General features: G+C 73.6%; 28 protein-coding genes. 5 read left to right on the top strand and 23 right to left on the bottom strand.

Going from position 1 to position 26,276, the window contains the following annotated elements; all coding sequences use genetic code 11:
* Positions 1–69: 69 nt before the first annotated feature.
* From DEI82_RS00550 to DEI82_RS00530, 5 genes are read right to left on the bottom strand one after another with little or no spacing between them, the layout of a single operon-like run.
* Positions 70–663, bottom strand: coding sequence for a hypothetical protein (locus tag DEI82_RS00550; protein WP_111035451.1), 594 nt, complete (start codon positions 661–663; stop codon positions 70–72).
* Positions 660–1,391: a hypothetical protein gene (locus DEI82_RS00545; RefSeq protein ID WP_146242782.1), complete on the bottom strand. Its 732-nt coding sequence runs from the start codon at positions 1,389–1,391 to the stop codon at positions 660–662. The genes DEI82_RS00550 and DEI82_RS00545 overlap by 4 nt, the downstream gene beginning before the upstream one ends.
* Positions 1,388–1,768, bottom strand: a complete 381-nt coding sequence (locus DEI82_RS00540) for a hypothetical protein (RefSeq protein WP_111035449.1) — start codon at positions 1,766–1,768, stop codon at positions 1,388–1,390. Before DEI82_RS00540 ends, DEI82_RS00545 begins: the two co-directional genes overlap by 4 nt.
* On the bottom strand, positions 1,765–1,956 hold the full coding sequence (locus tag DEI82_RS00535; protein ID WP_111009649.1) for a DUF2273 domain-containing protein: 192 nt from the start codon (positions 1,954–1,956) through the stop codon (positions 1,765–1,767). The genes DEI82_RS00540 and DEI82_RS00535 overlap by 4 nt, the downstream gene beginning before the upstream one ends.
* Entirely contained in the window at positions 1,953–2,498 is a 546-nt protein-coding gene (locus DEI82_RS00530; protein WP_111012263.1) for an Asp23/Gls24 family envelope stress response protein, read from the bottom strand. The genes DEI82_RS00535 and DEI82_RS00530 overlap by 4 nt, the downstream gene beginning before the upstream one ends.
* Positions 2,499–2,660: 162 nt before the next feature.
* On the opposite strand from DEI82_RS00530, the gene DEI82_RS00525 reads away from it, so the two are divergent.
* Positions 2,661–3,497 (top strand): exodeoxyribonuclease III, encoded by an 837-nt coding sequence (locus DEI82_RS00525; RefSeq protein WP_111027541.1) that lies wholly within the window; start codon positions 2,661–2,663, stop codon positions 3,495–3,497.
* 65 nt (positions 3,498–3,562) lie between these two features.
* On the opposite strand, the gene DEI82_RS00520 is transcribed toward DEI82_RS00525, so the two are convergent.
* Entirely contained in the window at positions 3,563–4,483 is a 921-nt protein-coding gene (locus DEI82_RS00520; RefSeq protein WP_111012261.1) for an AEC family transporter, read from the bottom strand.
* Positions 4,484–4,605: 122 nt separating this feature from the next.
* Here DEI82_RS00520 and DEI82_RS00515 point away from each other — a divergent pair, with 122 nt between their 5' ends.
* A complete protein-coding gene (locus tag DEI82_RS00515) occupies positions 4,606–5,205 on the top strand; it encodes a nitroreductase family protein (protein ID WP_111009653.1) in 600 nt (199 codons plus the stop codon).
* A 145-nt stretch (positions 5,206–5,350) separates the two neighbouring features.
* Here the strand turns inward: DEI82_RS00515 and DEI82_RS16060 are convergent, their stop codons facing one another.
* A complete protein-coding gene (locus DEI82_RS16060) occupies positions 5,351–5,881 on the bottom strand; it encodes an AAA family ATPase (RefSeq protein WP_111035448.1) in 531 nt (176 codons plus the stop codon).
* A gap of 101 nt (positions 5,882–5,982) precedes the next feature.
* Between DEI82_RS16060 and DEI82_RS00505 the strand changes: the two genes are divergently transcribed.
* Complete coding sequence (locus tag DEI82_RS00505; protein WP_111012419.1) at positions 5,983–6,753, top strand: HAD-IIB family hydrolase; 771 nt, start codon at positions 5,983–5,985, stop codon at positions 6,751–6,753.
* A gap of 167 nt (positions 6,754–6,920) precedes the next feature.
* Here the strand turns inward: DEI82_RS00505 and DEI82_RS00500 are convergent, their stop codons facing one another.
* Together DEI82_RS00500 and DEI82_RS00495 are read right to left on the bottom strand one after the other, a co-directional pair.
* The gene (locus DEI82_RS00500) at positions 6,921–7,547 is read right to left on the bottom strand and encodes a phosphoribosylanthranilate isomerase (protein ID WP_111035447.1); all 627 of its coding nucleotides are present in this window, start codon (positions 7,545–7,547) and stop codon (positions 6,921–6,923) included.
* A 146-nt stretch (positions 7,548–7,693) separates the two neighbouring features.
* The gene (locus DEI82_RS00495) at positions 7,694–8,761 is read right to left on the bottom strand and encodes a serine/threonine-protein kinase (RefSeq protein WP_111035446.1); all 1,068 of its coding nucleotides are present in this window, start codon (positions 8,759–8,761) and stop codon (positions 7,694–7,696) included.
* Between the two features lie 176 nt (positions 8,762–8,937).
* Between DEI82_RS00495 and DEI82_RS00490 the strand changes: the two genes are divergently transcribed.
* Positions 8,938–9,138 (top strand): DUF2945 domain-containing protein, encoded by a 201-nt coding sequence (locus tag DEI82_RS00490; protein ID WP_111009884.1) that lies wholly within the window; start codon positions 8,938–8,940, stop codon positions 9,136–9,138.
* A gap of 153 nt (positions 9,139–9,291) precedes the next feature.
* Here DEI82_RS00490 and DEI82_RS00485 read toward each other — a convergent pair whose 3' ends face one another.
* From DEI82_RS00485 to DEI82_RS00420, 14 genes are all read right to left on the bottom strand, one after another.
* Entirely contained in the window at positions 9,292–9,957 is a 666-nt protein-coding gene (locus tag DEI82_RS00485; RefSeq protein WP_111012258.1) for a DedA family protein, read from the bottom strand.
* A 217-nt stretch (positions 9,958–10,174) separates the two neighbouring features.
* On the bottom strand, positions 10,175–10,738 hold the full coding sequence (locus DEI82_RS00480; RefSeq protein ID WP_111035445.1) for a DUF2231 domain-containing protein: 564 nt from the start codon (positions 10,736–10,738) through the stop codon (positions 10,175–10,177).
* Between the two features lie 148 nt (positions 10,739–10,886).
* Positions 10,887–12,080, bottom strand: a complete 1,194-nt coding sequence (locus tag DEI82_RS00475; RefSeq protein WP_111035444.1) for an ABC transporter permease — start codon at positions 12,078–12,080, stop codon at positions 10,887–10,889.
* Positions 12,077–12,895, bottom strand: a complete 819-nt coding sequence (locus DEI82_RS00470) for an ABC transporter ATP-binding protein (protein ID WP_111035443.1) — start codon at positions 12,893–12,895, stop codon at positions 12,077–12,079. Before DEI82_RS00470 ends, DEI82_RS00475 begins: the two co-directional genes overlap by 4 nt.
* A complete protein-coding gene (locus DEI82_RS00465; protein WP_111035442.1) occupies positions 12,892–13,983 on the bottom strand; it encodes a peptidoglycan-binding protein in 1,092 nt (363 codons plus the stop codon). The genes DEI82_RS00470 and DEI82_RS00465 overlap by 4 nt, the downstream gene beginning before the upstream one ends.
* Before the next feature lie 44 nt (positions 13,984–14,027).
* Entirely contained in the window at positions 14,028–14,576 is a 549-nt protein-coding gene (locus DEI82_RS00460; protein ID WP_146242781.1) for a hypothetical protein, read from the bottom strand.
* 68 nt (positions 14,577–14,644) lie between these two features.
* Entirely contained in the window at positions 14,645–15,178 is a 534-nt protein-coding gene (locus DEI82_RS00455) for a hypothetical protein (protein ID WP_146242780.1), read from the bottom strand.
* A gap of 47 nt (positions 15,179–15,225) precedes the next feature.
* Entirely contained in the window at positions 15,226–16,434 is a 1,209-nt protein-coding gene (locus DEI82_RS00450; RefSeq protein ID WP_111035439.1) for a HAMP domain-containing sensor histidine kinase, read from the bottom strand.
* A 50-nt stretch (positions 16,435–16,484) separates the two neighbouring features.
* On the bottom strand, positions 16,485–17,138 hold the full coding sequence (locus DEI82_RS00445; RefSeq protein ID WP_111009666.1) for a response regulator transcription factor: 654 nt from the start codon (positions 17,136–17,138) through the stop codon (positions 16,485–16,487).
* A gap of 182 nt (positions 17,139–17,320) precedes the next feature.
* Positions 17,321–19,489 (bottom strand): ATP-dependent Clp protease ATP-binding subunit, encoded by a 2,169-nt coding sequence (locus DEI82_RS00440; RefSeq protein ID WP_111009667.1) that lies wholly within the window; start codon positions 19,487–19,489, stop codon positions 17,321–17,323.
* Positions 19,490–19,562: 73 nt separating this feature from the next.
* The gene (locus DEI82_RS00435; protein WP_111035601.1) at positions 19,563–21,074 is read right to left on the bottom strand and encodes an MFS transporter; all 1,512 of its coding nucleotides are present in this window, start codon (positions 21,072–21,074) and stop codon (positions 19,563–19,565) included.
* Entirely contained in the window at positions 21,071–21,922 is an 852-nt protein-coding gene (locus tag DEI82_RS00430; RefSeq protein WP_111035438.1) for an SDR family oxidoreductase, read from the bottom strand. The genes DEI82_RS00435 and DEI82_RS00430 overlap by 4 nt, the downstream gene beginning before the upstream one ends.
* Before the next feature lie 254 nt (positions 21,923–22,176).
* Complete coding sequence (gene tatA, locus DEI82_RS00425; protein ID WP_111012417.1) at positions 22,177–22,452, bottom strand: twin-arginine translocase TatA/TatE family subunit; 276 nt, start codon at positions 22,450–22,452, stop codon at positions 22,177–22,179.
* A 147-nt stretch (positions 22,453–22,599) separates the two neighbouring features.
* Entirely contained in the window at positions 22,600–25,416 is a 2,817-nt protein-coding gene (locus DEI82_RS00420) for a glycoside hydrolase family 2 protein (RefSeq protein WP_111035437.1), read from the bottom strand.
* Positions 25,417–25,663: 247 nt separating this feature from the next.
* Here DEI82_RS00420 and DEI82_RS00415 point away from each other — a divergent pair, with 247 nt between their 5' ends.
* Positions 25,664–26,089, top strand: coding sequence for a pilus assembly protein CpaE (locus DEI82_RS00415; protein ID WP_111012416.1), 426 nt, complete (start codon positions 25,664–25,666; stop codon positions 26,087–26,089).
* The last annotated feature ends 187 nt before the right edge of the window (positions 26,090–26,276 follow it).

The raw sequence follows: 26,276 nt of genomic DNA, 5'->3' as shown, positions 1-26,276 counted from the left end.
GGACCCCCGGCCGACGCACCCCCGGCGGCGCACCTCCGGCCGACGCACCCCGGCCGGCGACCCCCCGCCTCAGTGCACCCGAACCGGCTGCCCGGCCGCACCCCCGCGTGCGATGTGCAGCAGGACCGGCAGCCGCATCCCGAGCACGGCGTCGAGGTCACCGACGACGTCCTCGATCCGCGTCGTGAGATCTCGCGGCGCCGAACCCTGCCGGGGCCGGACCCGGATCCGAACGGCACGGGCGCCCCGGACGCGGTAGACGTCCACGGCGAGCGAGTGGACCTCGGGCAGCGCACCGATGGCCGAGGACAGCGCGTGCTGCACCGCGGTGGAGTCGATGGTCACGAGGCCGTCGACGGGGGCGGCGGTGCCCTCGTCCTCGACCACCGTGGCGACCCGACCGCCACCGCGGGTGGCGAGCACCACGAGCGCGAGGACCCCGACGAGCAGGGCCACACCGAGCGCGATGGACCACGCCGTGACCGACGCCGGACGGTCGGCACCGGAGCCGAACCCGGCGAGGGCGCCCGGCGCGATGCGGTGCCACGTCCGTGCGGCACCCGGCACGGTGCCGAGCGCGACCACGGCGAGCCCACCGGCCAGGAGCACCAGGCCGACGAGGACGAGCAGCACGCGGCCGAGGGTGCGGTTGCTCGCGGTCATCCGTCGACCCTCCCGGCCGGTTGCACACGCACCCGCACGCTGATCGCGGGTGTGGGGTCGATCGTGTCGACCTCGGCGCGCACGGCCTCGGTCACGGCGACGACGGGGACGTCGACGCCGGCGGCGGGCCGCAGCACGACCTCGGCGGTTCGGCGCCCGACGGTGCCCACCGCGCCCTCCGGGCCGAGGCGCGTGACGCTGCGGGCGGCGCGCGCGGTGGCGGAGGCCAGCACCTCGTCGTCGACGACGACGGCGAGCCGCTGTGACGGCATCGTGTGCCGCGCGCGCCGCTTCGGCAGCACACCGAGCAGCACGAGGACGAGCCCGAGGAACGCCACGAGCCCGCCCACCACGTCCAGGACCGGGAGGACCGTCCCGGCCGGAGCGGCGACGGCTGCGTCGACGACGGTGCGCGGTTCGAACCCCGCGAGGCGTTCGTGGAGCAGCACGAGGACCGCGGCGAGCGCCACGGCGGCGGCCACGAGGACGACGCAGACCATGGTGACGGAGACGGCGACGGACCGGGAGACGTGCGTCTCGCGCCGCAGGAGCCGACGGTGCACGCGGTCGTGCTCGGCGGGGTCGTCGGCGGACCGGTCACGGGGGTCGCCGAAGCCGGGCGGGGCGGCGAGACCGTGCGGCGATCCGCGGCCGTGGGAGGCGCGGGGACCGTCGGGACCGTCGGGACCGTCGGGCGAGCCGGCGCGGTCGCCGGTCTCCATGCTCATCGGACCCGCCCCGGGACCTCGACGATCGACGACGTGAACACCACGGACACACGGGACACGTGGCGCCCGGTCACGGTGTGCACCCGTTCGGCGATGACGCCGCGGGCGCGGTGCGTGCGGGCGAGGACCGGCTCGTCGGGCACCCCGTGCGAGCCGAGCTGTGGCAGCGCGAGCGGTCCGCGGACCTCGATCGCCAGGGCACCGCGGCCGTCGTCGGCGACGCGCGCGCGGACCTCACGGACGGGCACGTGCAGGGCCTCGGCGGCGGCGGCCTGCGCGGTGTGGACGAGGGCGGGCGCGGCGATGCGGTCCCAGCCGGGGACGGGCCTCCCGGCCGACCCGACCGACCCCGCCGGCCCGTTCGGCTCACTCGTCACGACGAACTCCGGCGTCCACGCAGGACGTCGGCGAGCCGGCGGACGTCGATGTCGCCGCTGACGAGCCGTCCGACCAGGGCGCCGACGGCCATGAACACCGCGACGACGACGAACGCCCAGAACCCGAGCGTCACGGCCACGATCGCGAGGACCGCGCCGGCGCCCATGCCGACCACCGTGGCGTTCACTGGACCCGCGCCTCGGTCGGTTCGCCGTTCAACGCGGGGATGTTGACGTCGTTGATCGCGACGTTGACCTCGGTGACCTCGAGGCCGACGAGCGTGGTCAGGGCGGCGGTGACGGCCGAGCGGACGTCCTGTGCGACCTCCATCATCGGCATCGGGTACTCGACCACGATGGTGAGGTCCACCGCGACCTGGGTCTCGCCGACCTCGACGCGGACGCCCTGCCCGAGGTCGCTCGAGCCGATGGCGTCGCGGATGGCCCCGAACGCGCGGGCGGTGTTGCCGCCGAGGGCGAAGACGCCGGGGACCTCGCGCGCCGCGATCCCGGCCACCTTCGCGACGACCGCGTCGTCGATGACGGTCCGGCCGTGCGTCGTGACCTCGGTGGTCGTGGTGGGGTCCGCGACGACCGCGCTCGAACCGTCGACGCGCGAGGACCCGCCGGCCGTCGTGCGCGCTGTCGTCACCCGCGTGGTGCTCGCGCCGGTCGTGCCCGCGCGGCCGGGGGTCGCCGCTCCGCCCGCGCCGTTCGTGGTGGTTGCCATGTCCGCTCCCGTCGTCGATGTCGTGATGGAGGTCCTGCGACCGTGCGCCGCGGGCGCCGGGTCTGCCGTCCAACCAACACCCTGCGGTGCGGGGCCGACCGCCCCGGTCGGGAGACCCCCAGGGACCGCCGGGCGTCGGGGGCGGCCGGTAGGTTCGTCACCATGCGTGTCGCCTCGTGGAACGTCAACTCGATCCGATCCCGCGCCTCCCGTGTGGTCGACTGGCTCGTGCGTGAGGACGTCGACGTGCTCGGCATGCAGGAGATCAAGTGCAAGCCCGAGCAGTTCCCGGTCGACCTGTTCGAGGCCGCGGGCTACACCGTCGAGGCCCACGGCCTGAACCAGTGGAACGGCGTCGCGTTCGCCAGCCGACTGCCGATGGAGGACGTGACGCGCGACTTCCCGACGCAGCCCGGGTTCCTCAAGGGGCACGAGGGCGACGACGTCCCCGTGGAGGCCCGCGCGATGGGTGTCACGGTCGACGGCGTGCGGCTGTGGAGCCTGTACGTGCCGAACGGCCGCGCGGTCGGCGACCCCCACTACACGTACAAGCTCGACTGGCTCGCGCGGCTGGCGGCCCGCACCGAGGAGTGGATCGCCGCCGCTCCGGACCAGCCGCTCGCGCTCATGGGCGACTGGAACGTCGCCCCCTTCGACGAGGACGTCTGGGACCGCGCGCTGTTCGAGGGCCACACGCACGTGTCCGAGCCGGAGCGGGCCGCGTTCCGCGCGTTCGAGGGCATCGGGCTGACCGACGTCGTCCGGCCGCTCGTGCCCACCGGGTACACCTACTGGGACTACAAGCAGCTGCGGTTCCCGCGGAACGAGGGCATGCGCATCGACTTCGTCATGGGGTCCCCCGCATTCGCCGAGGTCGTCACGGCAGCCGCCATCCACCGCAACGAGCGCAAGGGCGACGCCCCGAGCGACCACGTGCCGGTGAGCGTCGACCTCGACCTCGACACGAGCCTCGACGACGACCGCCCGATGATCTTCTGACGCGGCATCCGCCGGACGGGAGGGCCGGGGCGGGCCGGTCCCGCGCCTCCCGGCCGGCGGTGGCGTCAGTGCAGCAGCGCCGCCACGACGACGAGGACGGGCACCGCGCCGATCGTCGACACGAGCACGACGTCCCGCGCGACGGGCACGGCCGCGTCGTACCGCTGCGCGTAGTTGAAGACGTTCTGCGCCGTCGGCAACCCGGCGAGCACCGTCAGGACGAACAGGTGCTCGTGCGACACGTGGAACACGAAGCGCGCGATGACGTAGGCGAGCACCGGCATCACGAACAGCTTGAGCGCGCTCGCCACGACCACGTCCACCCGGGTGTCCGGGTCACGGAAGGGCGCGTTGCCGTGCAGGCTCATCCCGAACGACAGCAGGACGACGGGTACCGCGGCCGCGCCGACGAGCGAGAACGGCTCCATCACCGGGTCGGGGATCCGCACGCCGGTCAGCGACACGACCAGGCCGAGGAGGGACGCGATGATGAGCGGGTTGCTCACCGGTCCGAGGATCCGCCGCCGCAGGCCCCCGCCCGAGGACGTCGCCGTGTCGAGGATCGTCAGCGCGATCGGCGCGAGCACGACGAGCTGCAGCAGGATGACCGGCACCACGTACGCCGGATGGCCGAGCACGTAGACGGCGACGGGCAGGCCGATGTTGTTCGAGTTGACGTACCCGGCGGCGAGCGCCCCGACCGTGGTCTGGGCGAGGTCGCGGCGCAGCACGAACCGGAACACGGCGGCGGTCCCGAGCGCGACGACGAGCGCGGTCACGAGCGACACCACGAGCATCTCGGACAGCAGCACGTGGATGTCCGCCGTCGCGATCGTGTGGAACAGCAGGCACGGGGTCAGCACGAAGAACACGAGCCGGCTCATGACGAACTGCGCGTGCGGGCCGAGGACCCCGAGCCGTCCGACGAGGTACCCCGTGGCGATCACGGCGCCGATGATCGCGAACCCGATCAGCACTCCGCTCACGGGTCCATCCTGGCATCGAGCGCATCGGCGGAGGGACGGCCGTCTGATCCGACATCGGGCGCCGGTGGGAGTCGACGACACCCGTGGGAATACGTTCGCATGGAACACCGTTGGGAGGCACCATGACCGCAACGTCCGACACCACCACGCTGACCCGTTCCACCGACTCCAGCCGCCCGCTCGTGCCGCTGCTCGAGGAGCGCTGGAGCCCCCGCTCGTTCGACGAGACGGCGACGATCGACGACGACACCGTGACCACGCTGCTCGAGGCCGCGCGCTGGGCTCCGTCCGCGTCGAACACCCAGCCCCGCCGGTTCGTGGTGGGCCGCCGCGGCACCCCGACGTTCGACGTGATCATGGAGCACCTCATGGGCTTCAACCAGGCGTGGGCCCACCGCGCGAGCGCCCTCGTCGTCGCGATCGCCGAGACCGCTGACGAGGACGGTCAGCCCCGCCGCTGGGCCGAGTACGACCTCGGTCAGGCGATCGCCGCGCTCGCCGTCCAGGCGCACGCCGAGGGGCTGCACGTGCACCAGCTCGGCGGCATCGACGTCGACGGTCTCCGCACCGCGTTCGCGTTGCCCGAGCGCTTCGTGCCCGTCACGGTGACCGCGATCGGGACGGTCGCCGACCCGTCGCAGCTCGACGAGCAGGCCGCCGCCCGCGAGCTCGCGCCCCGTACGCGCCTGCCCCTCGACGAGCTGGTGCTCGCGCGCGACTGACCCCGGGTCCGGACCCGGGACCCCGGGCCCTTGTTCCGCCGAGATCGCAGAAGATGCCGCTTCGACCCCTGTCGAAGCGGCATCTTCTGCGATCTCGGCGAGGGGGTGGGCGGGGAGCGCCCGGCAAGGGCGGCCGGCGGGCCCGTCAGGGGCGCGGCGGCCGCACCGCCCCGAGCGCCGCGGCCACCAGGGCCTCGACCGGCTCCGCCGCGTCGAGCACCGTGCGCTCCGCCGCCCAGCGCTCCGCCGCCCATCCGTCGAGGGCGTCCGCACGCGGCGCCAGGGTGTCCCACCCCGGCTCCGGGAGGCGCGTGAAGCGCTGACCCCGGCCCTCCAGACGGGCGCGGTGCCGGTCCGGGTCCGCGAGCCGGAGCTCGAACCAGTGCGTCTCGGCGCCCGACCGTTCGGCGAGCCCGATCCACTGCTCGCGAGCGCGCGGGTCGTCGTTCACGGCGTCGACGACGACCGATCGTCCCACGGCGAGCTGCGCCTCCGCGACGCGTTCCACCACACCGTAGGCGGCGACACCCGTGGTGGACCCGGCAGGCAGCCCGGCCGCGAGCAGTGCGTCCTCGACGAGGTCGACGGCGAGCACGACCGCGTCGACCCGGGCCGCGAGCGCCGCCGCGAACGTCGACTTGCCGACACCGGGCAGCCCCGCCAGGACGATGAGCACGCGCTCACCCTACCGACCCTCAGGAGACCCCTGGCCAGCGCGGCCGGCCTCGTCCCCGCGGACCCTCCTGCCGCCCCGGCGCCTCTGCCAGGATGGTCGCCATGCCCGTACCCCGTCTCGTCGCCTTCGACCTCGACGACACCCTCGCCCCGTCGAAGTCCCCGCTCGACCCCCGCATGCTCGACACCTTCGCCCGCCTGCTCGACGCCGTGCCCGTCGCCGTCATCTCCGGCGGCCAGTTCGCCCAGTTCGACCAGCAGCTCGTCGCCCCGCTCCGGGCCCGTGACGGCCTCCGCCTCGACGACCTGCACCTCATGCCGACCTGCGGTACCCGCTACTACCGCTGGCTCGACGCCGACTGGCACCTGGAGTACGCCGAGGACCTGACCGAGGACGAGCGCACCCGAGCGATCGCCGCCGTCGAGGACCAGGCGAAGCAGGCCGGCCTGTGGGAGACCGAGACCTGGGGGCCGATCATCGAGGACCGCGGCTCGCAGATCACGTTCTCGGCGCTGGGACAGGCCGCTCCGGTCGACGCGAAGAAGGCGTGGGACCCCGACGGCAGCAAGAAGGACCACCTCAAGCGGCTCGTGCAGGCGCAGCTCCCCGACCTCGAGGTCCGCTCGGGCGGCTCCACGTCGATCGACATCACCCGCAAGGGCATCGACAAGGCGTACGGGATGACGAAACTCGCGCAGATCACGGGCATCGCGCTCGACGACATGCTGTTCGTCGGCGACCGCCTCGACCCGGAGGGCAACGACTACCCCGTCAAGGCGCTCGGCGTCCCCTGCCACGCGGTCACGGGCTGGCCGGACACCGCCGACTACCTCGACGAGCTCATCCCCCGCTTCCGCGCGCCCGTCGTCTGACGCCGGCCCGCGGATGCGCCGGCCGGGAGGCCCGGCCCGGCCCCGTCCCTCCTGTCCGGCCCCGCAGGTGCGCGCGTGGACGACGAGTGCGCCCGAAGACGACGGCGCAGTTGTCGTCGGCGCGCGCCCGCGACACCCCGGCCCGCCCCTCGCCTCCGCGCGGCGGGTCAGGCGATGCTGCGGACGGCCTCGACGAACGCCCGGATGCGCGCCGGGTCCTTGACGCCGCGCGAGGACTCGACGCCGCTCGACACGTCCACGCCGTCCGGGTCCAACAGCTGCACGGCGGCGCGGACGTTCGCCGGCGTGAGTCCACCCGCGAGGATCCAGGCCTCGTCGACGCGTCCGGTGATCGTGCTCGGGTCGACGAGCTTGCCGGCCCCGGGTTCCGCTGCGTCGAGCAGGAGCAGGTCGTGGTCGTACGCGGCGCGCTGCTCGGGCGTCTCGCGGAGGTAGTCCTGGGCCGCCACCGCTCGGATCGTGAAGAACCCGGCGTCGCGAGCGCGCGCGAAGTCCGAGGGGGTCTCGTCGCCGTGGAGCTGGAGCGTCGTGAGCCCCACCGCCGAGGCGACCCCGACGATCTCGTCGATCTCCTGGTCGCGGAACACCCCGACCGCGTCGATGCCCTCCGGCACCCGCTCGACGAGTTCCTTCGCCTGGTCGGCCGTGACCGTGCGGGGGCTCCCCGCCGCGAACACGAAGCCGAGCGCATCGGCTCCGGCGTCGATCGCGGCGTCCACCGTCTCGGGGGTCGACAGTCCGCAGATCTTGATCCAGAGGGCGTCGGTGGTCATGCTCCGATCCTGCCCGACCGCACCTGCGCTGTCACGGCCGCGGGTCCGTCGGCGTCGCCCCGGGCGTTTCCCGTGTCCCTCGGTGCTCGACCCGTGCCGACTCACAGCGCGAGGGTGCACGACGCGCCGTGCACCCTCGGCGTCGTCTAGTGCGCCGCGGCGCCGAGCAGGTACGACCCGAAACAGGCCGCGACGACGCCGAGGCCGGCCAGGCTGCCGACGATCGTGTTCCGGCGGCGCCACCGCCGCACCGCGTCGAACGTGCCCCGGCGGGTGTGCCGGTGTGCGGCGCGGTGCAGCCGGTGCTCGGCACGGTGCGACGAACGGGAGGACCGGGTCCGGCCGAGCGGGACCGGTCCCGTGACGCGGGACGCGCCTCCACGCAGGACGCGGGCGACGGTGACGGCGCTCGGTCGCTCCTCGGGTTCACGCGACGTCATCGCCACGAGGAGGTCACGCCACTCGCTGCCGACCGTCTCGGGGATCTCGGGGTCGTGCTGCAACCGGGCGAGGGCGGCCTCGATGACCGTGCCCGAGTACTCCTGCTTGCCGGTGAGGGCCTCGAGGAGCACCAGGCCGAGGGAGTACACGTCGGTCGCGAACGTGATGGACTCGCCCGCGACCTGCTCGGGGCTGAGGTACGCAGCGGTACCGATGATCGTGCCGTCGCCGGTCAGGCGGGAGCCGTCGACGAAGTGGGCGACGCCGAAGTCGGTGAGCTTGACGGTGCGGGCGAACCCGGCGGACCCCTCGTCGTTGATGAGGATGTTCGCCGGCTTGACGTCCCGGTGCACGATGCCGCGGGCGTGCACGTACGCCAGGGCGTCGGCGAGCTGCGCCCCGAGCGAGGCGACCTCGTAGTTGTGCAGGGGTCCGTCGGCGAGGCGGCGCAGGAGCGTCGGGTCGGAGATGAGCTCCATGACGATGAACCGGTGGGGCCCGTCGACGAGTTCGTGGGTCCCGGCGTCGTACAGCGGGATGAGTCCGGGGTGGCTCAACATGCTCAGCAGCCGGATCTCGCGCTCCTGGCGGACCCGGTCCGCGTGCGTCATCGACTGGGGCGTCGCGAACAGCTTGATGGCGACGTCGCGGTAGGTGTGCTCGTCACGGGCGCGGTACACGGTCCCCATGCCGCCGGTGCCGATCACCTCCGTCAGCCGGTATCGCCCGGCGAGGACGGTGTCGGCCGTCACCGTGCTGGAGACCAGACTCATTCGGGTTCGTCGATCCTCTCGGGGCGCCGGGGGTGCGCAGGGCGCCGCTGGGTGGGCGACGCACCGTCCACGCTACGCGTGCACCTTCGGCGCGCATGCCGTGTTATCCACTTGTGACCGGTGGATGTACCGCGAGCGCTGCACGTCCTCGCAGGTCGCCGGGTACGGTCCAGCGCATGGCGATCCACGAGGGCGACGAGGTGCACTGGAACACCTCGCAGGGCGAGACGACCGGCACCGCGCGCGAGAAGAAGACGAAGGACTTCACGTTCGACGGGCAGGACTTCAAGCCCACCGACGACGACCCGTACTGGATCGTCGAGTCGGCCAAGTCCGGCAAGAAGGCCGCGCACAAGGAGTCGGCGCTCCGGTCCTGAGGGTAGTTCCCCGGCCGTACCGGCGATCCCGGCGGCACCTGCGCGCGTCGACGACGACTGCGCGTGCTGGCGCGAGCGCAGTTGTCGTCCGCGCGCACACGACCCGCGCACGACGAGCGCGCACGACGAGCCGCGCAGTCGGGCTCGAGGGGCTCAGCCCCGCTGGCGGCGCTCCCGCCCCCGACGCCGGACGCGCCGCACGACGAACACGGCGACGACGGCCACGAGCGCGGCGTACACACCGCGGTCGATCCACGCGGACCAGCCCTCGAGCAGCTCCCACCGCGAGCCGAGCGCCGCACCCGCGAGGACGAGCGCCGTGTTCCACACGACGCTGCCGAGCACGGTGCACACCGAGAACGTCACGAGGTGCATCCGCCCGGCACCGGCCGGCAGCGAGACGAGGCTCCGCACGCCGGGCACGAGCCGCCCGAGGAACACCGCCGCCGCTCCGTGCCGGTCGAACCAGTGCGCGGCGCGACGCAGGTCGTCCTCGTCGACGAGCGGCAACCGCGCGGCCCACCCGATCGAGCGCTCGAGTCCGACCCGGGCCCCGAGCGCGTAGAGGGCGAGCGCCCCGAGCCACGAGCCGATGGTCGCCGCGACGAGGACGAGCGCCAGGTCCATCGCTCCCGCGCCGGCGAGGAACCCGGCGAGGGGCAGGATGACCTCGCTCGGGATCGGCGGGAACACGGTCTCCGCGAACAGCAGGAGTCCGACGCCCCACTCGCCCAGGCGGTCGACCACCTCGAGCACGAACCCCGTGAGGCCGCCGACCCCGCTCGGACCGTCGGTGCGGGCGGTGGCGGTCATCGTCATGCCCGCACGGTACCGACGGCGCCTGGGCGCGCGGTGCCGTGTGGCCGGACACCCCCTCGGAGTGGGAACGGGAGGCGGCGCCCAGTCGGACGCCCGCCTCCCGCCGATGCCACCCCGGCATCTCCACCCCGGCGCCACCCCTGACGCCGGAGACCCCCGGACACTACCGCGTCCGGCCGTGTGCGACCAGTCCCGCCGGTGGCACCCTGCAGCGGTCTCAGGCGCCGACGGGAGGACGCTCGAACGGCACCTCGCCGTGGTCGCTCACGCCCGCGCGCTGGCGGTAGGACAGGTGCCCACCGAGGTAGCCGCCGCCGGACACGACCACGAGTCCGAGCATGCCGAGGGCCTTGCCGCGCAGGTGGTTCCCGCGCTTCCGCTGCCACCACGACAGCCCGTAGAGCGTCATCGCGGTGCCGTTCACCACGGCGTGCACGTACCCCGTGCGCTGCTGCTCGCGATCGAGCTCCGACCAGTCGGTGAGCCCGGCCGTGGTCGCGACGCCGGCCGACACCACGCCGACGCCGACGAGCGTTCGGGACGACCGGTGCGTCCCCGGCAGCAGGTCGAGCAGGGCCGAGGACAGCCACGCGCCGAGGGGTACCTGGACCATGAGCGGGTGCAGCGGGTGCCCGAACGGCACGCCGTGCAGCAGCTGCTTCAGGGCGTCGGGCTGGACGAGGGCCTTGACGGCCTTCACGTCGACGTCGATGAGCTTGTCGAGCACGCTCGCGTGCTCGATCGCGCTGGTCAGACTCTGCAGTGCACGGATCTCCCGCATGACGCTCCCTCGGATCGGCTGTCCCAGACCGTAGTCGGCGGACGGGAGGCCCGCTCGGGTCGGTCCCGGACCTCCCGGCCGGTACGCAGGAAGCTGGGAACGGGAGGCGCGGCGACCGTCCGGTGCCGCGCCTCCCGCCCGTCCCGGGTCATGCGGCCGCGAGCGCCGACGTCGGCGGGATCCGTGCCGCCCGCGCGGCTGGGTAGATGCCCGAGACGCCACCGATGAGGACGGTCGCCCCGACCCCGCCCAGGACGGCCCACGCCGGGATCGCGACCGGCCACCCCTGGGCGAGCGCGAACCCGACCGTCACGGCGACCCCGATCGTGACGCCGGCCACGCCGCCGAGGAGCGACAGGAGCAGCGACTCGACGAGGAACTGGTCGCGGATGTCCCGTCGGCGTGCCCCGAGCGACCGGCGGACCCCGACCTCGGCTCGGCGCTCGAGCACCGTGATGACCATGGTGTTCGCCACGCCGATGCCGCCGACGAGCAGCGCGACACCGCCGATACCGACGAGCAGGCCGGTGAACGAGTCCTGCGACGCGTTCTTCGCGGCGAGCGCGTCGGAGGGCCGGGTCACGGCGACGTCCTTCGGGTGGAGGGGACTGATCGACCGGGGCAACCGTTCGCGGGCCTCGGCGACCGCGTCCGGGTCCACCCGCGTGAGGATCTGCGTCGGATGCCCGTCGAACCCCATCCCTGCGGCCGTGGAGCGCGGGATGAACACCTGCGTGTCGAGCTGCGGCGCGAGGGCGAGTGGCTCGAGGATCCCGACGACCGCCAGCCGATGTCCGTCCGTCCAGATCGCGGTGTCGTCCGTGACCCGGTCGATCCCCAGGCGCTTCGCCGCTTCCGCGCCCAGGACCGCCTGCTCCGGCGCGGATGCGTCGTCCGCGCCGACGAGCCAGTGCCCCGCGGCGAACCGACCGGCGAGCACGCGTGGGACGTCGCCGAACGCGGCCACGAGGCCGATGCCCTTCGACTCGAGCGCGGGGACCCGGGCGCTCCGGTAGACCCGTCCGTCCTCGACGCGTCCGACACCGGCGGCGTCGAGGACGTCGGACTGTCGGACGGCCGTCGACACCCCGTCGACGGGGAGCGGTTCCGGCTCGCCGAAGCCGGTGGCCTGCTGTGCCGCGAGCACGTTGGTCCCGAGCGCGTCGAGCAGGGCGTCGAGCTTCGCCTTGCTCGAGCTCGAGATGCCGACCACCGCGACCATCGCGGCGATGCCGATCGCGATGCCGAGCGCCGAGAGGACGACCCGGGTGGGACGCGTCCGCAGCCCGAACAGTCCGAGCCGTACCAGGTCGCCGGCGTGGACGTGGCTGGTCGCGGTCATGCCCGCGCCTCCGTCCCCGTGCCCGCTGCCCGGATCGCGTCGGCGAGCGTCGTGGCGTCGATGCGCCCACCGCGTCCGTCGTGCCCGTCGCCTCCGCCGTGGGTCTCGTCGGCGATCCGGCCGTCGCGCATGCGCACCTGCCGGGGCAACGAGGCCGCGAGCTCGAGGTCGTGGGTGATCACGAGCACCGTGGTGCCCCCCGCGTTGAGTTCACGGAGCAGGTCGAGCACCGCTGCGCCCGACGCGGTGTCGAGCGCGCCCGTCGGCTCGTCGGCGAGGAGCACGGTGGGGTCACCCACGATGGCCCGGGCGATCGCGACGCGCTGCTTCTCGCCGCCGGAGAGTTCGTGCGGACGGTGGTCGAGCCGGTGCCCGAGCCCGACCCTGCGGAGCGCCTCCGCCGCCCGTTCGGTGCGCTCGCGGCGGCCGGTGCCCGTGTAGAGCAGGCCGTCGGCGACGTTCTCGACGGCGGTGGCGCCCTGCGCCAGGTGGAAGTGCTGGAACACGAACCCGATGTGGTCCGCGCGGAGCCGCGACACCGCGTCGTCGGACATCGTGCCGACGTCGTGCCCGGCGATGACGACCCGGCCCTCGGTCGGCAGGTCGAGGGTGCCGATGATGTTGAGCATCGTCGACTTGCCGGAGCCACTCGGCCCGACGACCGCGACGAGTTCGCCCGCCGACACCCGCAGGTCGATCCCGCGCAGGGCCTCGACCTCGCCGTACCGCTTCGTGACGCCCTCGAGGACCAGGACGCGGCCCTCCGGGTCGTCCGGCGCCGTCGTCCGCCGGGGCACGGTCGCGACCGCGGTCATGACGGCACCACCACCCGGTCGCCCTCGTGGACCCCGCCGCTGACCTCGACGCGCCCGTCGGCCGCGAACCCGACCTCGACCGGTACCCGCTCGGTCTCGCCCGACGCCCGGACACGATCCACGGCGTACCCGTCGCCGCGCGCGGCCAGCAGTGCCCCGACCGGGACCGAGAGCACCCCCTTCCGCGTCTCGCCCTCCACCTGGACGTCCACGCCAGCCGCCTCGGCCACGCCCGACGGGACCGCGGCACGGAGGTCGATCTCGACGACCAGGCCGCCGTCGTCCGACGACGGGTCCGCGCCCACCGAGCGCACCGTGCCGTCGACGTGCTCGGTCGATCCGGAGAAGCCGACCGAGACGGTGGACCCGACCGGGAACGAGCCGGCCGCGAGTTCGTCGATCGGGACCGTCACCGTGCGGGTGGTGCTCGTGTACCCGTAGAGCGGTCCACTCGCCGGGGAACCGACCGTGGCCTTCGGCTCGGCGACGCGCACGTCCCCGTCCACGAAGGCGATGTCGTTCGCCGTGAGCCGTCCGGTCACCGCGAACCCGCGGTCCCGCTGCCACTGACGCACCGCCGCGGCCGTCCGAGTGCCGAAGCGGTCGTCCTGCGCGACGTCGTACCCGAGGGCAGCGAGGTTCCGGTTGAGCTGCGCCACGTCGGTGCCGCGCAGGCCCCGTTCGAGCGGACGCCACAGTGGGACCGCGCCGTGCATCGCCCGGACCGGCCGTTCGTCGCGCCAGTACAGCGCCTCGTCGCGGTGCACGACCTGTCCGTAGTCGGGCAGGCCGGTCAGGGTGCCGCTCCCGGACCCGAGCAGGTCCTTCGGCGTCCCGTGGCCGAGCGTGCCCGCGAACGTGCGGCGTTCCGTGAGGTCGCCCCGGACGACGGGTGCCGTGGGGCGTCCGTCCGCGGTGCGCTTCGGGGCTCCGCCCCCGGAGGACGGGGTCGCGCTCGCGGACGCGGCCTTGCCGGGCGCGGCGACCGCGCGATCGTCCTCGGGCACGACGGTCGTCACCGCGACCGTGGCGCTCGCGACCACCACCACGACCGCGGCGCCGACGGTGACCGCCGTCCCGCGGCGCACCCGCGTGGGCCGCGTGGGTCGTCGCGCCGGCCGTACGCGGCGGCTCACTTCGCGATCTCCGCGCCGTGGACCTGCTTCCAGCACGTCTCCTCGGCCGCGAGGAACGCGCTCGAGGGCGGGTCACCGGGGTCGTAGTCCACCTGGCCGTGCACGGGGTCGGGGTAATCGGTGATCCCGTGCTCGCGCATGCACCGGGACACCTCGGGATCGGCGTCCACCGCCTCCGCGGGCTCGGCACCACCGGCGCGTTCCTCCGCGCACGACACGAGTGCACGCTGGTAGGCGTCGGGGTCGACGCCTTCCGGTACCGCTGCACGTTCGCCCCCCTGCGTCGGGTCGCTGTCCTCCATCGGGATCCCCCGGTCCCGCATGCACGCCGAGAACGCGTTCGCGTCCGCGCTCGGTGCCGACGAGCGGGTGCGGCCCGCCTCGTCCCGCCCGCTCTCAGCCGCGCAGCCGGTCGCGCCGGTCACGCTGAGCAGGGCGAGGACGACGGCGAGCGTCACCCGGACCCCGTGGGTCGGTACCGACCCGCCGAGTCCGGAGCGCCGTCCGTCATCGCGGAGCGACCTCGTGGTCGTGGTCATGGTCATGGTGGTCCTCCTGTGCGTCGTGGTCGCCGCCTCCCGGCGACCGGGTTCGGTGAACGGCGTCTCCCGGGTCATCCGGTCGTCCCCCAGTCGGCGAGGTACCGATCGCTGCACTCCTCGTCGGCCTGCGTGACGGTCGGTGAGTCGCGCAGCGGTTCCTCGGCGTACTTGCCGTAGTCGAGCCCCGATTCCGGCTCCGGCTCCGGGAAGTCGTCGAGGCCGTGCTCCCGCATGCACGCCGAGAAGTCGCGGAGCTCCTGGTCCCAGATGGCCTTCTGCTCGTCGGAGGCCCTGGGCGCGTCGTCCCCCCGGCAGCTCGCGGACGCACGCTGGAACGCGTCACCGTCCACCCCGGACGGAGCACGGACGACTCCGGAGGACCACTCCGCCTCGGACGGGTCCTCGATGTCGAACCCCGCGTCCCGCATGCAGGAGCCCCACGCGGCGGCGCCGACGGAGCTGGAGCCCCCGCGCGAGGACGAGGATCCGGGCGCGTCGGAGCACCCGGACAGGACGACGCTCACCGCGAGCGCCATCGTGGAGGACAGGAGGAGCGCCGCACGGGGCCTCCTCCGCGGCCGGTCGGTGTCACTGGTTCGTTCCATGCGGACAGTCCAGCGGGCGGGCCGTTTCGCGGGCGTCCGGTCGACGGTCACACGGGCGAAACACCGTGGACGCGGACCACCAGGCCGCCCGCCGACCGGGGCGTGATCGCCAGGCGCCACCCGTGCGCCCGCACGACGGCGTCGACGACCGACAACCCGATGCCGCTGTGTCGACGGCCCGCGTGTTGCTGCTCCGCGCGCGTGAACGGCTCGGTCAGGGTGCGGGCGGTCTCCGGTGACACGAGTGGCCCGCTGTTCTCGACGACGAGCCCGTCGTGGGTCACCTCGATGCGCACGAACCCGTCCGGTCGGTTGTACTCGAGCGCGTTGTCGACGAGGTTCTCGACGAGGTGCCGGACGAGCACCGGATCGCCCGCCACCCGGAGGCCGTCGCCCGGCTGGACGTGGAGGTCCAGGCCCGCGGACCGCGCACGAGTCCGGGACGCGGCCGCGGCGCCCTCGACGACGTCCGCGAGGTCGACCTCCTGGGCCCGACCGGTGACACCCCGTTCCGCCTCCGCCAGGTCGAGCAGGCCCTCGACCAACTGTTCGTTCCGCCGGTTCGCGTCGAGGAGCTCCTGGCGGACGGCGCGGATCGTGTCGGGGTCGGCGTCGTCCTCGAGCCCGATCTGGATCGCGGCCCGTTGCAGGGCGAGCGGCGTCCGCAGCTCGTGGGAGGCCTGGGCGACGAAGCGACGTTGCCCCTCGAACGCCTGCTCGAGCCGTCCGAACAACGCGTCGATCGTGTCCGCGAGCCGTCGGACCTCGTCGTCGGGGCCGCCGAGGTCGATGCGTTCGTGCAGGGTCGTCGCCGAGATCCGCTCCGCGGTCGCGCGGATCACACCGATCGGACGGAGCACGGCCCGGGCGACCAGCCAGCCGGCACCGGCGGCGACCAGGCCGGCCGTCCCGATGCCGACCGCCGACCACAGCCACTGCTGCGACGCCACCAGCTGCCCGACACGGGCGACGCCGGCGAGGGACCCGCTCGGGCCGGTGTGGCCCTCCGGAGGGGGCGCACCCGGCAGCGCCGCGCGCGCCGACGCGGTCGCCTCGGGGACGGTCCACACCGGGCTCGCGCTCGTGCCGCACCCCGCGACGTCGGCGCGGGGACACGCTCCGCCGTCGTCGAGTTCGAGCACCGTCACGATCCCGCGCTGCGTCATGAGGTTCACGAACACCAGGACCGCCGCGGCGAGCACCATCGACAGGCCGCCGAACGCCACCGCGGTGCGCGTGTGGATGCTCCACCGCATCCGCGGTCCTCGACCCGGGCGCGACCCGTCGGCGCGCCCCGACCCGGTCGTCACAGCGCGTACCCCTTGCCCGGCACCGTCCTGATCGGATCGGGCTCACCGAGCTTGCGGCGGAGCTTCGACATCGTCACGCGCACGGCGGACGTGAACGGGTCGACGTTGACGTCCCACACCTTCTCGAGCAGCTCCTCCGCGCTCACCAACCGGCCGTCGGCCCGGAGGAGGACCTCGAGCAGCCCGAACTCCTTGGGCGTCAGGTCGAGCGGGCGCCCGTCGCGGGTGGCCATGAGCCGGTTCGTGTCGAGCACGATCCCGTCGTGCCCGAGCACCGGCGGCGCAGCGGGGGCGCTCCGGCGGCCGAGTGCCCGCACCCGCGCGACGAGCTCCGGGTACTCGAAGGGCTTGGGCAGGTAGTCGTCGGCGCCGAGCTCGAGCCCGGCCACGCGGTCCGCCAGGGTCGTCGCGGCGGTCAGCATGAGCACCCGCGTGCACCCACCACGGGCGGTGCAGCGACGAGCGACCTCGTCGCCGTGGAGCCCGGGCAGGTCACGGTCCAGGACGACGACGTCGTAGTCGTTCACCGCCAGGAGTTCGTCCGCCTCGTCGCCGCGGAACACCACGTCGACGGTCATCCCCTGCCGTTCCAACCCACGGGCGATCAACTCGGCGAGGGACTGCTCGTCATCCACCACCAGCACCCGCATCCCGTGGAGGGTAGGGCCCCGGGTCCGGGATCCGCACCTTCCGCGTACACGACATGGCGCTGCCCACGCGATGTCTCACCCGCCGGATCGCCCGGAGGCACGGCGTCGGTCACCCGCACCACGGACGGGAGGCGCGGCGTGCGTCCTCCGCACCCCGCGCCTCCCGTCCGTCCCGCCGAGCGCTACTCGACGAACTCCGGCACCACGAACGGCTCGACCGTCAGCGACTCCCCGTCGTCGGCGACGTCGACGCGGACGGTGTCGCCGTCGCGGACGTCGCCCGCCAGCAGTGCCCGGGCGAGCTGGTCGTCGATCTGCCGCTGCATGAGGCGACGCAGCGGCCGCGCGCCGTACACCGGGTCGTACCCGCGCTCCGCCAGCCAGGTCCGGGCCGAGGGCGTGACCGCGAGCTCGAGCCGACGGTCCGTGAGCCGCGTCGCGAGCCGGTCGACGGAGAGCGACACGATCTGACCGAGGTCGTCGGTCGTCAGCGCCTGGAACACGACGATGTCGTCGAGGCGGTTGACGAACTCCGGCCGGAACGCCTGCTGCACCATGGCGCGGACGGACTCCTCGCGCTCCGCAGCACCGAGCGACGGGTCGGTCAGGAACTGCGACCCGAGGTTCGACGTGAGCACGAGGATCGTGTTCCGGAAGTCCACCGTGCGGCCCTGACCATCGGTCAGCCGGCCGTCGTCGAGCACCTGGAGCAGGACGTCGAAGACCTCGGCGTGCGCCTTCTCGACCTCGTCGAGCAGGATCACGGAGTACGGGCGGCGACGGACGGCCTCGGTGAGCTGGCCGCCGGCCTCGTACCCGACGTACCCGGGCGGGGCGCCGATGAGTCGCGCGACCGAGTGCTTCTCGCCGTACTCGCTCATGTCGATGCGGACGAGGGCCTTCTCGTCGTCGAACAGGAAGTCGGCGAGCGCCTTCGCGAGCTCCGTCTTGCCGACGCCGGTCGGGCCGAGGAACAGGAACGACCCGGTCGGGCGGTCGGGGTCGGAGATGCCCGCCCGGGAACGCCGGACGGCCTCGGACACGGCCGTGACGGCCTCGCGCTGACCGATGATCCGCTTGCCGAGTTCGGTCTCGAGGTGCAGGAGCTTCTCGGTCTCGCCCTGGAGCAGCCGCCCCATGGGGATGCCGGTCCACGCGGCGATGACGGCGGCGATGTCCTCGTCGGTGACGCGGTCGTTCACCATCTGCGGACCGGCCGGCTCGTTGCGCTCGGCCTCCGCGAGTTCCCGCTCGATCACCGGGATCTCGCCGTAGAGCAGCCGGGAGGCCCGCTCCAGGTTGCCTTCGCGCTGGGCGCGCTCGGCCTGCATGCGGAGGTCGTCGAGCCGGGTCTTCAGTTCACCGACGCGGTTCAGGGAGGCCCGCTCGAGCTCCCAGCGCTGCTGCAGTTCTGTCAGGCGCTCCTGCCGCTCAACGAGGTCGGCGCGGAGCTTCTCGAGGCGGTCCTTCGAGGCGTCGTCCTTCTCCTTCTTGAGCGCGAACTCCTCGAGCATGAGGCGGTCGACGCTCCGCTTCAGCTCGTCGATCTCGACGGGGCTCGAGTCGATCTCCATCCGGAGGCGCGACGCGGCCTCGTCGATGAGGTCGATGGCCTTGTCGGGCAGCTGCCGACCGGTGATGTAGCGGTCGCTCAGGGCCGCGGCGGCGACGAGGGCGGAGTCGGCGATCGTGACCTTGTGGTGCGCCTCGTAGCGCTCCTTGAGCCCACGGAGGATCGCGACGGTGTCCTCGACGCTCGGCTCACCGACGTACACCTGCTGGAACCGGCGTTCGAGCGCGGCGTCCTTCTCGATGTACTCGCGGTACTCGTCGAGCGTGGTCGCTCCGATCAGGCGGAGCTCACCGCGGGCGAGCATCGGCTTGAGCATGTTCGCGGCGGCCACGGAGCCCTCGCCCCCGCCGGCGCCCATGAGCGTGTGGAGTTCGTCGATGAACGTGATGACCTGGCCGTCGGAGTCGTCGATCTCCTTGAGGACGGCCTTGAGGCGCTCCTCGAACTCGCCGCGGTACTTCGCCCCGGCGACGAGCGCGGCGAGGTCGAGCGAGACGAGCCGCTTGTCCTTGAGGCTGTCGGCGACGTCACCGGCGACGATGCGCTGCGCGAGCCCCTCGACGACGGCGGTCTTGCCGACGCCGGGCTCGCCGATGAGCACGGGGTTGTTCTTGGTCCGGCGCGTGAGCACCTGCGAGATGCGGCGGATCTCCGAGTCGCGTCCGATCACCGGGTCGAGCTTGCCGCTCCGCGCGATCGCCGTGAGGTCGACGCCGTACTGCTCGAGTGCGGTCTTCTGCTGCTCTTGCGACGCGGGAGCGCCCTGCAGGTTGGCCATGGGGGCGTCCTTTCCTGTGGTCCTGATGTCCTGGTGCGGTGGTTCCGGCACCTTGAGTCCTGTTGACTCAAGTTTACTCCGACGGCACCGCGTCCGCCAGCGTCGGGAGATCGCGGCGCGGGTTCCTGATGCCGATCGCGGACACGGTGCCGCCCGCCACGAGCAACGCGGCCATGACGACGACCGCGCGGTGGAAGCCGGCCACGCTCATGCCGTCGGCGCCGAGCACGACCCCCGCCAGGGCCACGAGCACCAGGCTCGCGATCCGGGCGACCGCGTTGTTCACGGCCGAGCCGACACCCGCCCGCGTCTCCGCGACGGACCCGAGCACGGCGCTCGTCAACGGCGCCACCATGAGGGTCAACCCGACACCCATGAGGAGCATGCCCGGGAACACGGTCGCGAAGTACCGCGGGCGGTCCCCGGCGCCGAGCATGACCAGGACGCCGAGCCCCGCGAGCACCGGGCCGCCCGCCATGAACCACCGGGGCCCCGTGCGGCCGGACCACCGCCCGACCGTCGTGGAGAACCCGAGCAGCACGAGCGTCGGGGGCAGGGTCGCCACGCCCGCCAGCCAGGCGGAGAGCCCCCAGACCTCCTGCAGGAACAGCGTCACCGTGAACCCGGACAGGCCGAGCGCGCCGTAGACCGCGAGCGTCGTGAGGTTCCCGACCGTGAACGACCGGGCACGGAACAGGTCGAGGGGCAGCAACGGGGCCACCACGCGGCGCTCCCACGGCACGAACACGGCGAGCGCCCCCACCCCGACGGCGAGTGCGACGACCACGAGCGGCGACGCCCATCCGAGGCGTTCCTGCTCGATGAGACCGAGGACGAGCGCCCCCACCCCGAGCACGGCGAGGCCGGCACCCACGACGTCGATCGCGGGCCGGTCCGTCGCGCGCACGTCCCCGGTGACCCGACGGACGAGCGGGATCGTCACCGCGATCGGCGCCGCCGTGAGGACGAACACCCAGCGCCAGCCGATCGAGTCCACCACGACCCCACCGATCACGGGCCCGGCGATGACCGACGCGCTCGACCACGCCGTCCACGTGCCGATCGCCCGGGCCCGTGCCGCACCCCGGTACGCGGCGATGACGAGCGCGAGCGAACTCGGCGTCACGAGCGCGCCCCCGACGCCCTGCACGGCCCTCGCGCCCACGAGCACGCCGCCCGTCGGGGCGATCGCACACGCGACCGACGCGAGCCCGAACAGGACGAGTCCCCAGGTGACGACCCGGACCCGCCCGACGAGGTCGGACACCGAGCCCGCGACCAGGATGAGCGCCCCGAGGGTCACGAGGTAGGCGTCGACCGTCGACTGCTGCACGACGATCCCGCCGCCGAGCTCCCGGCCGATCGACGGCAGGGCGACGTTCACGACGCTGCTGTCGAGGCCGACGACGAACGTGGCGAGGACGGCGACCACGAGCACGACGCGACGGTCGCGGTGGAGGGGTGCCGGGCCTCCCGGCCGATCGGCGTCGACGCTGCCGGACGCGCCGGACGCGCCGGGCGCGCCGGATCCGTCGGAGGCGCCGGATCCGTCGGACGCGCCGGATCCGTCGGCCCCGTCGGTCATCCGGCGGCCGGCTCGCCGGCGTGCGTCCCGCCCTGCGCAGCGAGCGACACCGGCTCCCACTCCACCCAGGTCCGCAGGCGGTCGGCGTAGAGCGTCTTGACGAGGTGCGTCGGCTGCTCCCCGAACAGCACCCGCAGGGGCTTGTCGTCGGCGTCGACGATGCGGAGCAGCGCCGCCCCGGTCGCCGTGGGGTCACCCCGGCCGGCACTCGCGGCGGCCCGCCCCGCGAGGACCTGCTCACGGAGCCCGTCGTACGCCGGCATGGGCGCGGAGTGCCGGGCGCTCGACCCGGCCCAGTCCGTCGAGAACCCGCCGGGCTCGACGAGCGTCACGTCGACGCCGAAGCCGCGCACCTCCTGCGCGAGGGCCTCGGTCAGCCCCTCGAGCGCCCACTTCGACGCGTGGTACGCCCCGATCATCGGGAACGCCGCGATGCCGCCGATCGTCGAGATCTGCACGATGTGACCGGAGCCCTGCGCCCGCAGGATCGGGAGCACCGCCTGCGTCACGTGCAGCACCCCGAACAGGTTCGTGTCGAGCTGGTCCTGGAGCTCGGCGTCGGTGAGCTCCTCGACGAACCCGAAGTGGCCGTACCCGGCGTTGTTGACCACCACGTCGAGGCGTCCGAAGCGTTCGTGCGCGCGGCGGACCGCGTCGTCGACCTGCGCGCGGTCGGTGACGTCGAGCGTCAGCGGCAGGACCGCGCCACCGTAGGCGGCCACCACGTCGTCGAGCGTCGCCGCGTCGCGCGCCGTCGCCGCGACCCGGTCACCGCGCCCCAGGGCAGCGAGGGCGAACTCACGGCCGAGTCCGCGGGACGTGCCCGTGATGAACCACACCTTGCCCATGGGGGCCTCCTCTCGGCGCCCACGCGTCGGGCACCGCCACCGACGCTATCCCCGGGAACGACGAGACCGCCGCGCCTCACAGAGGCTGCGGCGGGAACGACGAGACCGCCGCGCCTCACAGAGGCTGCGGCGGGAACGACGAGACCGCCGCGCCTCACAGAGGCTGCGGCGGTCTCGGTCCCGGGGCTGGGAGTCCTCCGGCGGTGCCGGCGGGGTATGCAGCGGGCCGCGCGCGGCGACCCGGACGCGGTGTCTCAGACGCGGTGGTCCGACTGCGGCTGGACCGACGGGGCCGGGTTGAGGACCGGCTCCTGCTGCACGGTCGGCTGCACGGTGCCGGCCTGCGGCGCCGCCGTCGTGGTCGTGGTCGTCGTGGTCGGAGCGTCGTGGTTGGTCTCCATCTCCTTCTTGAAGATGGTGATCGACTGCCCCAGACCCTTGGCGAGGGCCGGCAGCTTCGTCGCACCGAACAGCAGCACGATGATGCCGAGGATGATGATCAGGTGGATGCCGGTGAGGCCCTGGAACATGATGTCCACTCCTTGTCTGGAACTCGTCGGGAGCGCATCGCCGTCGAAGCGACCCCGGGGAGTCCGTGATGCTCCATGGTAACGCCGCCTCGCCCGGAAGCCCAGTGGCACCGGGATGCTCTCAGGACAGGCTCGGTGCCGCCCGGGCTAGCGGGTACTGGCGGCCGCGGCCTCGTCCGCGAGCACCCGGTCGAGCGTGAGCAGCACGGGCGCCCGCACGAGCTCGGCGCTCCGGTCGGCCCGGACGCCGTCGAGCCGGAAGGGCACGCGCTCCCCCGGCAGCAGCGTCATGAACCCGCGGTCGACGCGGCCCGTCGGACTCACCCGGTCGGGCTGGACGAGCAGGTCGCGGACGAGCCCCTGCGCCTCGACCGTGAGCACCGACCCCGACGCGGCGTCCTCGACCCACACGCGGTACTCGGCCGGCCGCCAGTGCATCTCCTGGTCCGGCAGGGGCGTCCACACCGCCCGGCGCCAGTCCATGTCCGCCACGATGAGTTCCTCGGCGGGGTCGTCGACGACACCGACGTGGTCGGGCACCGCGAGCCGCAGCACGCCCGGCCCGGCGAGTTCGACCGGCAGCACGACCTCTTGAAGGATCCGTCCGGTCAGGTCGATCCGCCGCACCCGCACCGTCGTCGTCAGTCCCCGCCGGGAGGACCGGATCGCGATCTCGACGGGCACGCGGCGGTCCGCCTCCCGGTCGCGTCGTCGACCGCGCACGGTCCCGGGGTCGAGGACCGCGGTGTCTGCGAGGTCCCCGAGGGCCTCCTCGTCGCTGCCGACCGTCGGACGGCCCGGCTCGGTGGCGGGGTCGGCCGCCCCGGGGACGGGGAGGGACAGGGTCGCGGGGTGCGCGCCTCCCGGGTCGGCGGCACGGTCCCGTCCGTCGAGGGGCCGGTCCCGCTCCCCCGCCGCGGGCGGCTCGATCGGCACGATCGCCAGGAGCACGTCGTCGTACAGGCGACGCAGCTCGTGGAACAGGGGCTTCGGACGTCCGGCGCCGTCGACGGCCGACCACGACGCGACCGGCCACAGGTCGTTGAGCTGCCACACCACGACGCCCGTGTTGTGCGGCCAGTGGGTGCGCCAGTGCTCCACACCCGTCGCGATCGCCCGGGTCTGCTGCAGCTGCGTCAGGTAGTGCCAGCGGTCGAACACGTCGTCGGTGTCGCCCTGCGGCACGGGGAACCGCGGCGCGAGGCCACGGGCGAGCTTGCCCATGCCGTCCTCGGCCTTCTGGTGGTGCACGACGCCGGGCGACGTCGGGGTCATCGGGTCGTCGTCGACGGCCTCCCGGATCGTCCGCCACTGCGGGGGTGCCTGCCAGCCGAACTCGCTGACGAACCGCGGCACGCTGTCGCGGTAGTGCTCGTCGCCGATCTGGTTCCAGACCTGCCACGAGTGGTGGGTCTCGTGGTCGACGTCGTTCGCGTACACGCGCTCGTCGCCGGACCAGGGGCTCGCCGCCGTGTAGAAGCGCGACGGGTCCACCGCGTCGACGATGGTCGGCAGCAGGTCCAGGTAGTAGTCGAGGCCCCACGGTCGGTCACCGAGCTCCGCCGCCCAGCCCATGTCGTCGTGGAGCCAGATGTTCTCGTTGTTGCCGTTCCAGACGACCAGGCTCGGGTGCCGGCTCAGGCGCGCCACGTTGTCCCGGGCCTCGGCGATGACCTCGGAGCGCATGGGCTCGCCCTCGGGGTACGCGGAGCAGGCGAACAGGAAGTCCTGCCACACGAGCAGGCCCCGGGCGTCGCACTCCTCGTAGAAGTCCCGCGACTCGTACACGCCGCCGCCCCACACCCGCACGAGGTTCGCGTTGCACGCCGTCGCCTGGGCGAGCCGCGCGGCGTACCGGGCACGGTCGACCCGGGACACGATGACGTCGTCGGGGATCCAGTTCACCCCGCGCACGTCGATCGGCACGCCGTTCACCACGATGGTGAAGGGGCGGCCGGTGGCGTCGGGCTCGGTGTCGACCCGGAGGGACCGGAAGCCCGTCCGGAACACGTCGCGGTCGAGGACCTCGCCGTCGGTGGTCTGCACCTGCACCTCGACGTCGTACAGCGCCTGCTCGCCGTACCCCCGGGGCCACCAGAGCCGCGCGTCGGGGATCCGGACCGTCACGACGGCCTCGTCCTCCTTCGGCGTCACCGTCACCCGCGACCGCTGCTTCGTGTCGTGCCCGGACACCGTGACGACGAGCACGAGGTCGTCGTCCTCACCGTCGTGGTCGCGGTCCGCCGTCGTCGCACCGGCCGGCGTCGGACCGGAGCGTTCGATCGCGATGTGCGCGTCGAGGACGCCCTCGCCCGCCTCGACGTCGACGAGTGGACGGACGTCGCGCAGCCGGGCGGTCGACCAGCGCTCGATGGCGATCGGGCGCCAGGGTCCGCTCGTCACGCACGTCAGGCCCCAGTCCCAGCCGAAGTTCGACGCCATCTTCCGCACGTACGCGAACGGCTCGTCGTAGGGGCCGGGCATGCTGCCGAACCGGTCCGCCATGCGCTCGGTCTCGCGGTAGGGCGACTCGAACAGGATCTCGAGCTCGCGGTCCGTGCGTTCGTTCGTGCCCCCGGTCCGGTCCCGCAGGTCGAACCGGTAGCGCCGGTGCATGTTCCGTGTCGACCCGATCGACACGCCGTCGAGGGACAGCGACGCCACGGTGTCGAGACCGTCCGCGACGAGGTCGACCCGGTCGTGTCCGCGCGGGTCGACGTCGATCCGCCGCCGGTACGCCCAGTCGGCCTGGCCGACCCAGCGCACGAGCTCCTCGTCGCGGTTGCGCGTCGGGTCGGGCACGAGGCCCACACGCTCCAGGTCCGTGTGGATCTGCCCCGGCACCGTCGCCGGGATCGCCGTGCCGCGGACCCCCGCAGGGAGGCCCGTGGGCACCCCGCTCGCGGCGTCCTCCGCGAGCATGGCGGTCCAGTCGGTTCGCAGTTCCTCGCGTTCGAGGGTCATCTGGGTCCTTCTCTCGGCCCCGCGCTGCGGTGCCGGCGGTCGGGACACGGTGCGGCATCGGCCGCGTCGGGCCCCCACCGCTCCGGTCGTCGTCACCTTGCGGCGCGGTCCCCGGACCTCCCGGGGGCGCCGCCTTGAGCTGCGACGGAATGTTAGTCCCTGCGTCCACGACACTCCGTCAGACTCCGTGTACCGGCGGTCGGCGGCACCCGAGTCCGGATCCACCACCGCGTGGCATGGTGGAGCCATGATCAGCGTCGACCTGGCCCGGACCCTGCGCGAGGCGGGACTCCGGTGGCACCCCGAGACCGGGGACCGCTTCGTCATCGACAAGCCCGGGGTCGACGACGACGTCTACACCGTGTCCGAGATGACGATCGAGAAGCACGAGTACCCGAGCGGCACGATCCTCGGCTTCAACGGCACGACCGAGTGGGCACTCGACTCCGTGGCGGCCGACGACGCACTCTGGATCCCGCGCGAGGACCAGCTCCGGACGCTGCTCGGGCCGGCGTTCGTGGGGCTCACGCGCATCGAGACCGCGGACCGGGGCGTCGTGCACACCGTGACCTGCCGCATCGACGACGTCGAGCGGACCTTCGCCGCGCCGGACGCCGCGACGGCCTACGGCGAGGCGCTGCGCTCCTACATCACGGCCTCGCTGGCCATCTGAGGGACCGGACCCGATCACCGGGCGGGAGGCGGGCCTCCCGGACCGGACCTGCCGCGGGCGGTGCCGGGCCTCCCGGCCGGACGCGCCAGCCGGACGGGTGCCGGGCCTCCCGGCCGGACGCGCCCGCTGGACGGGTGCCGGGCCTCCGGGCCGACCCCGGCCGGACGTTCCCGGAGCGTTCGCTCGG

The organism is Curtobacterium sp. MCBD17_019, from assembly GCF_003234555.1.
Lineage (GTDB): Bacteria > Actinomycetota > Actinomycetes > Actinomycetales > Microbacteriaceae > Curtobacterium.
This window is presented reverse-complemented; position numbering and strand designations above follow the sequence as displayed.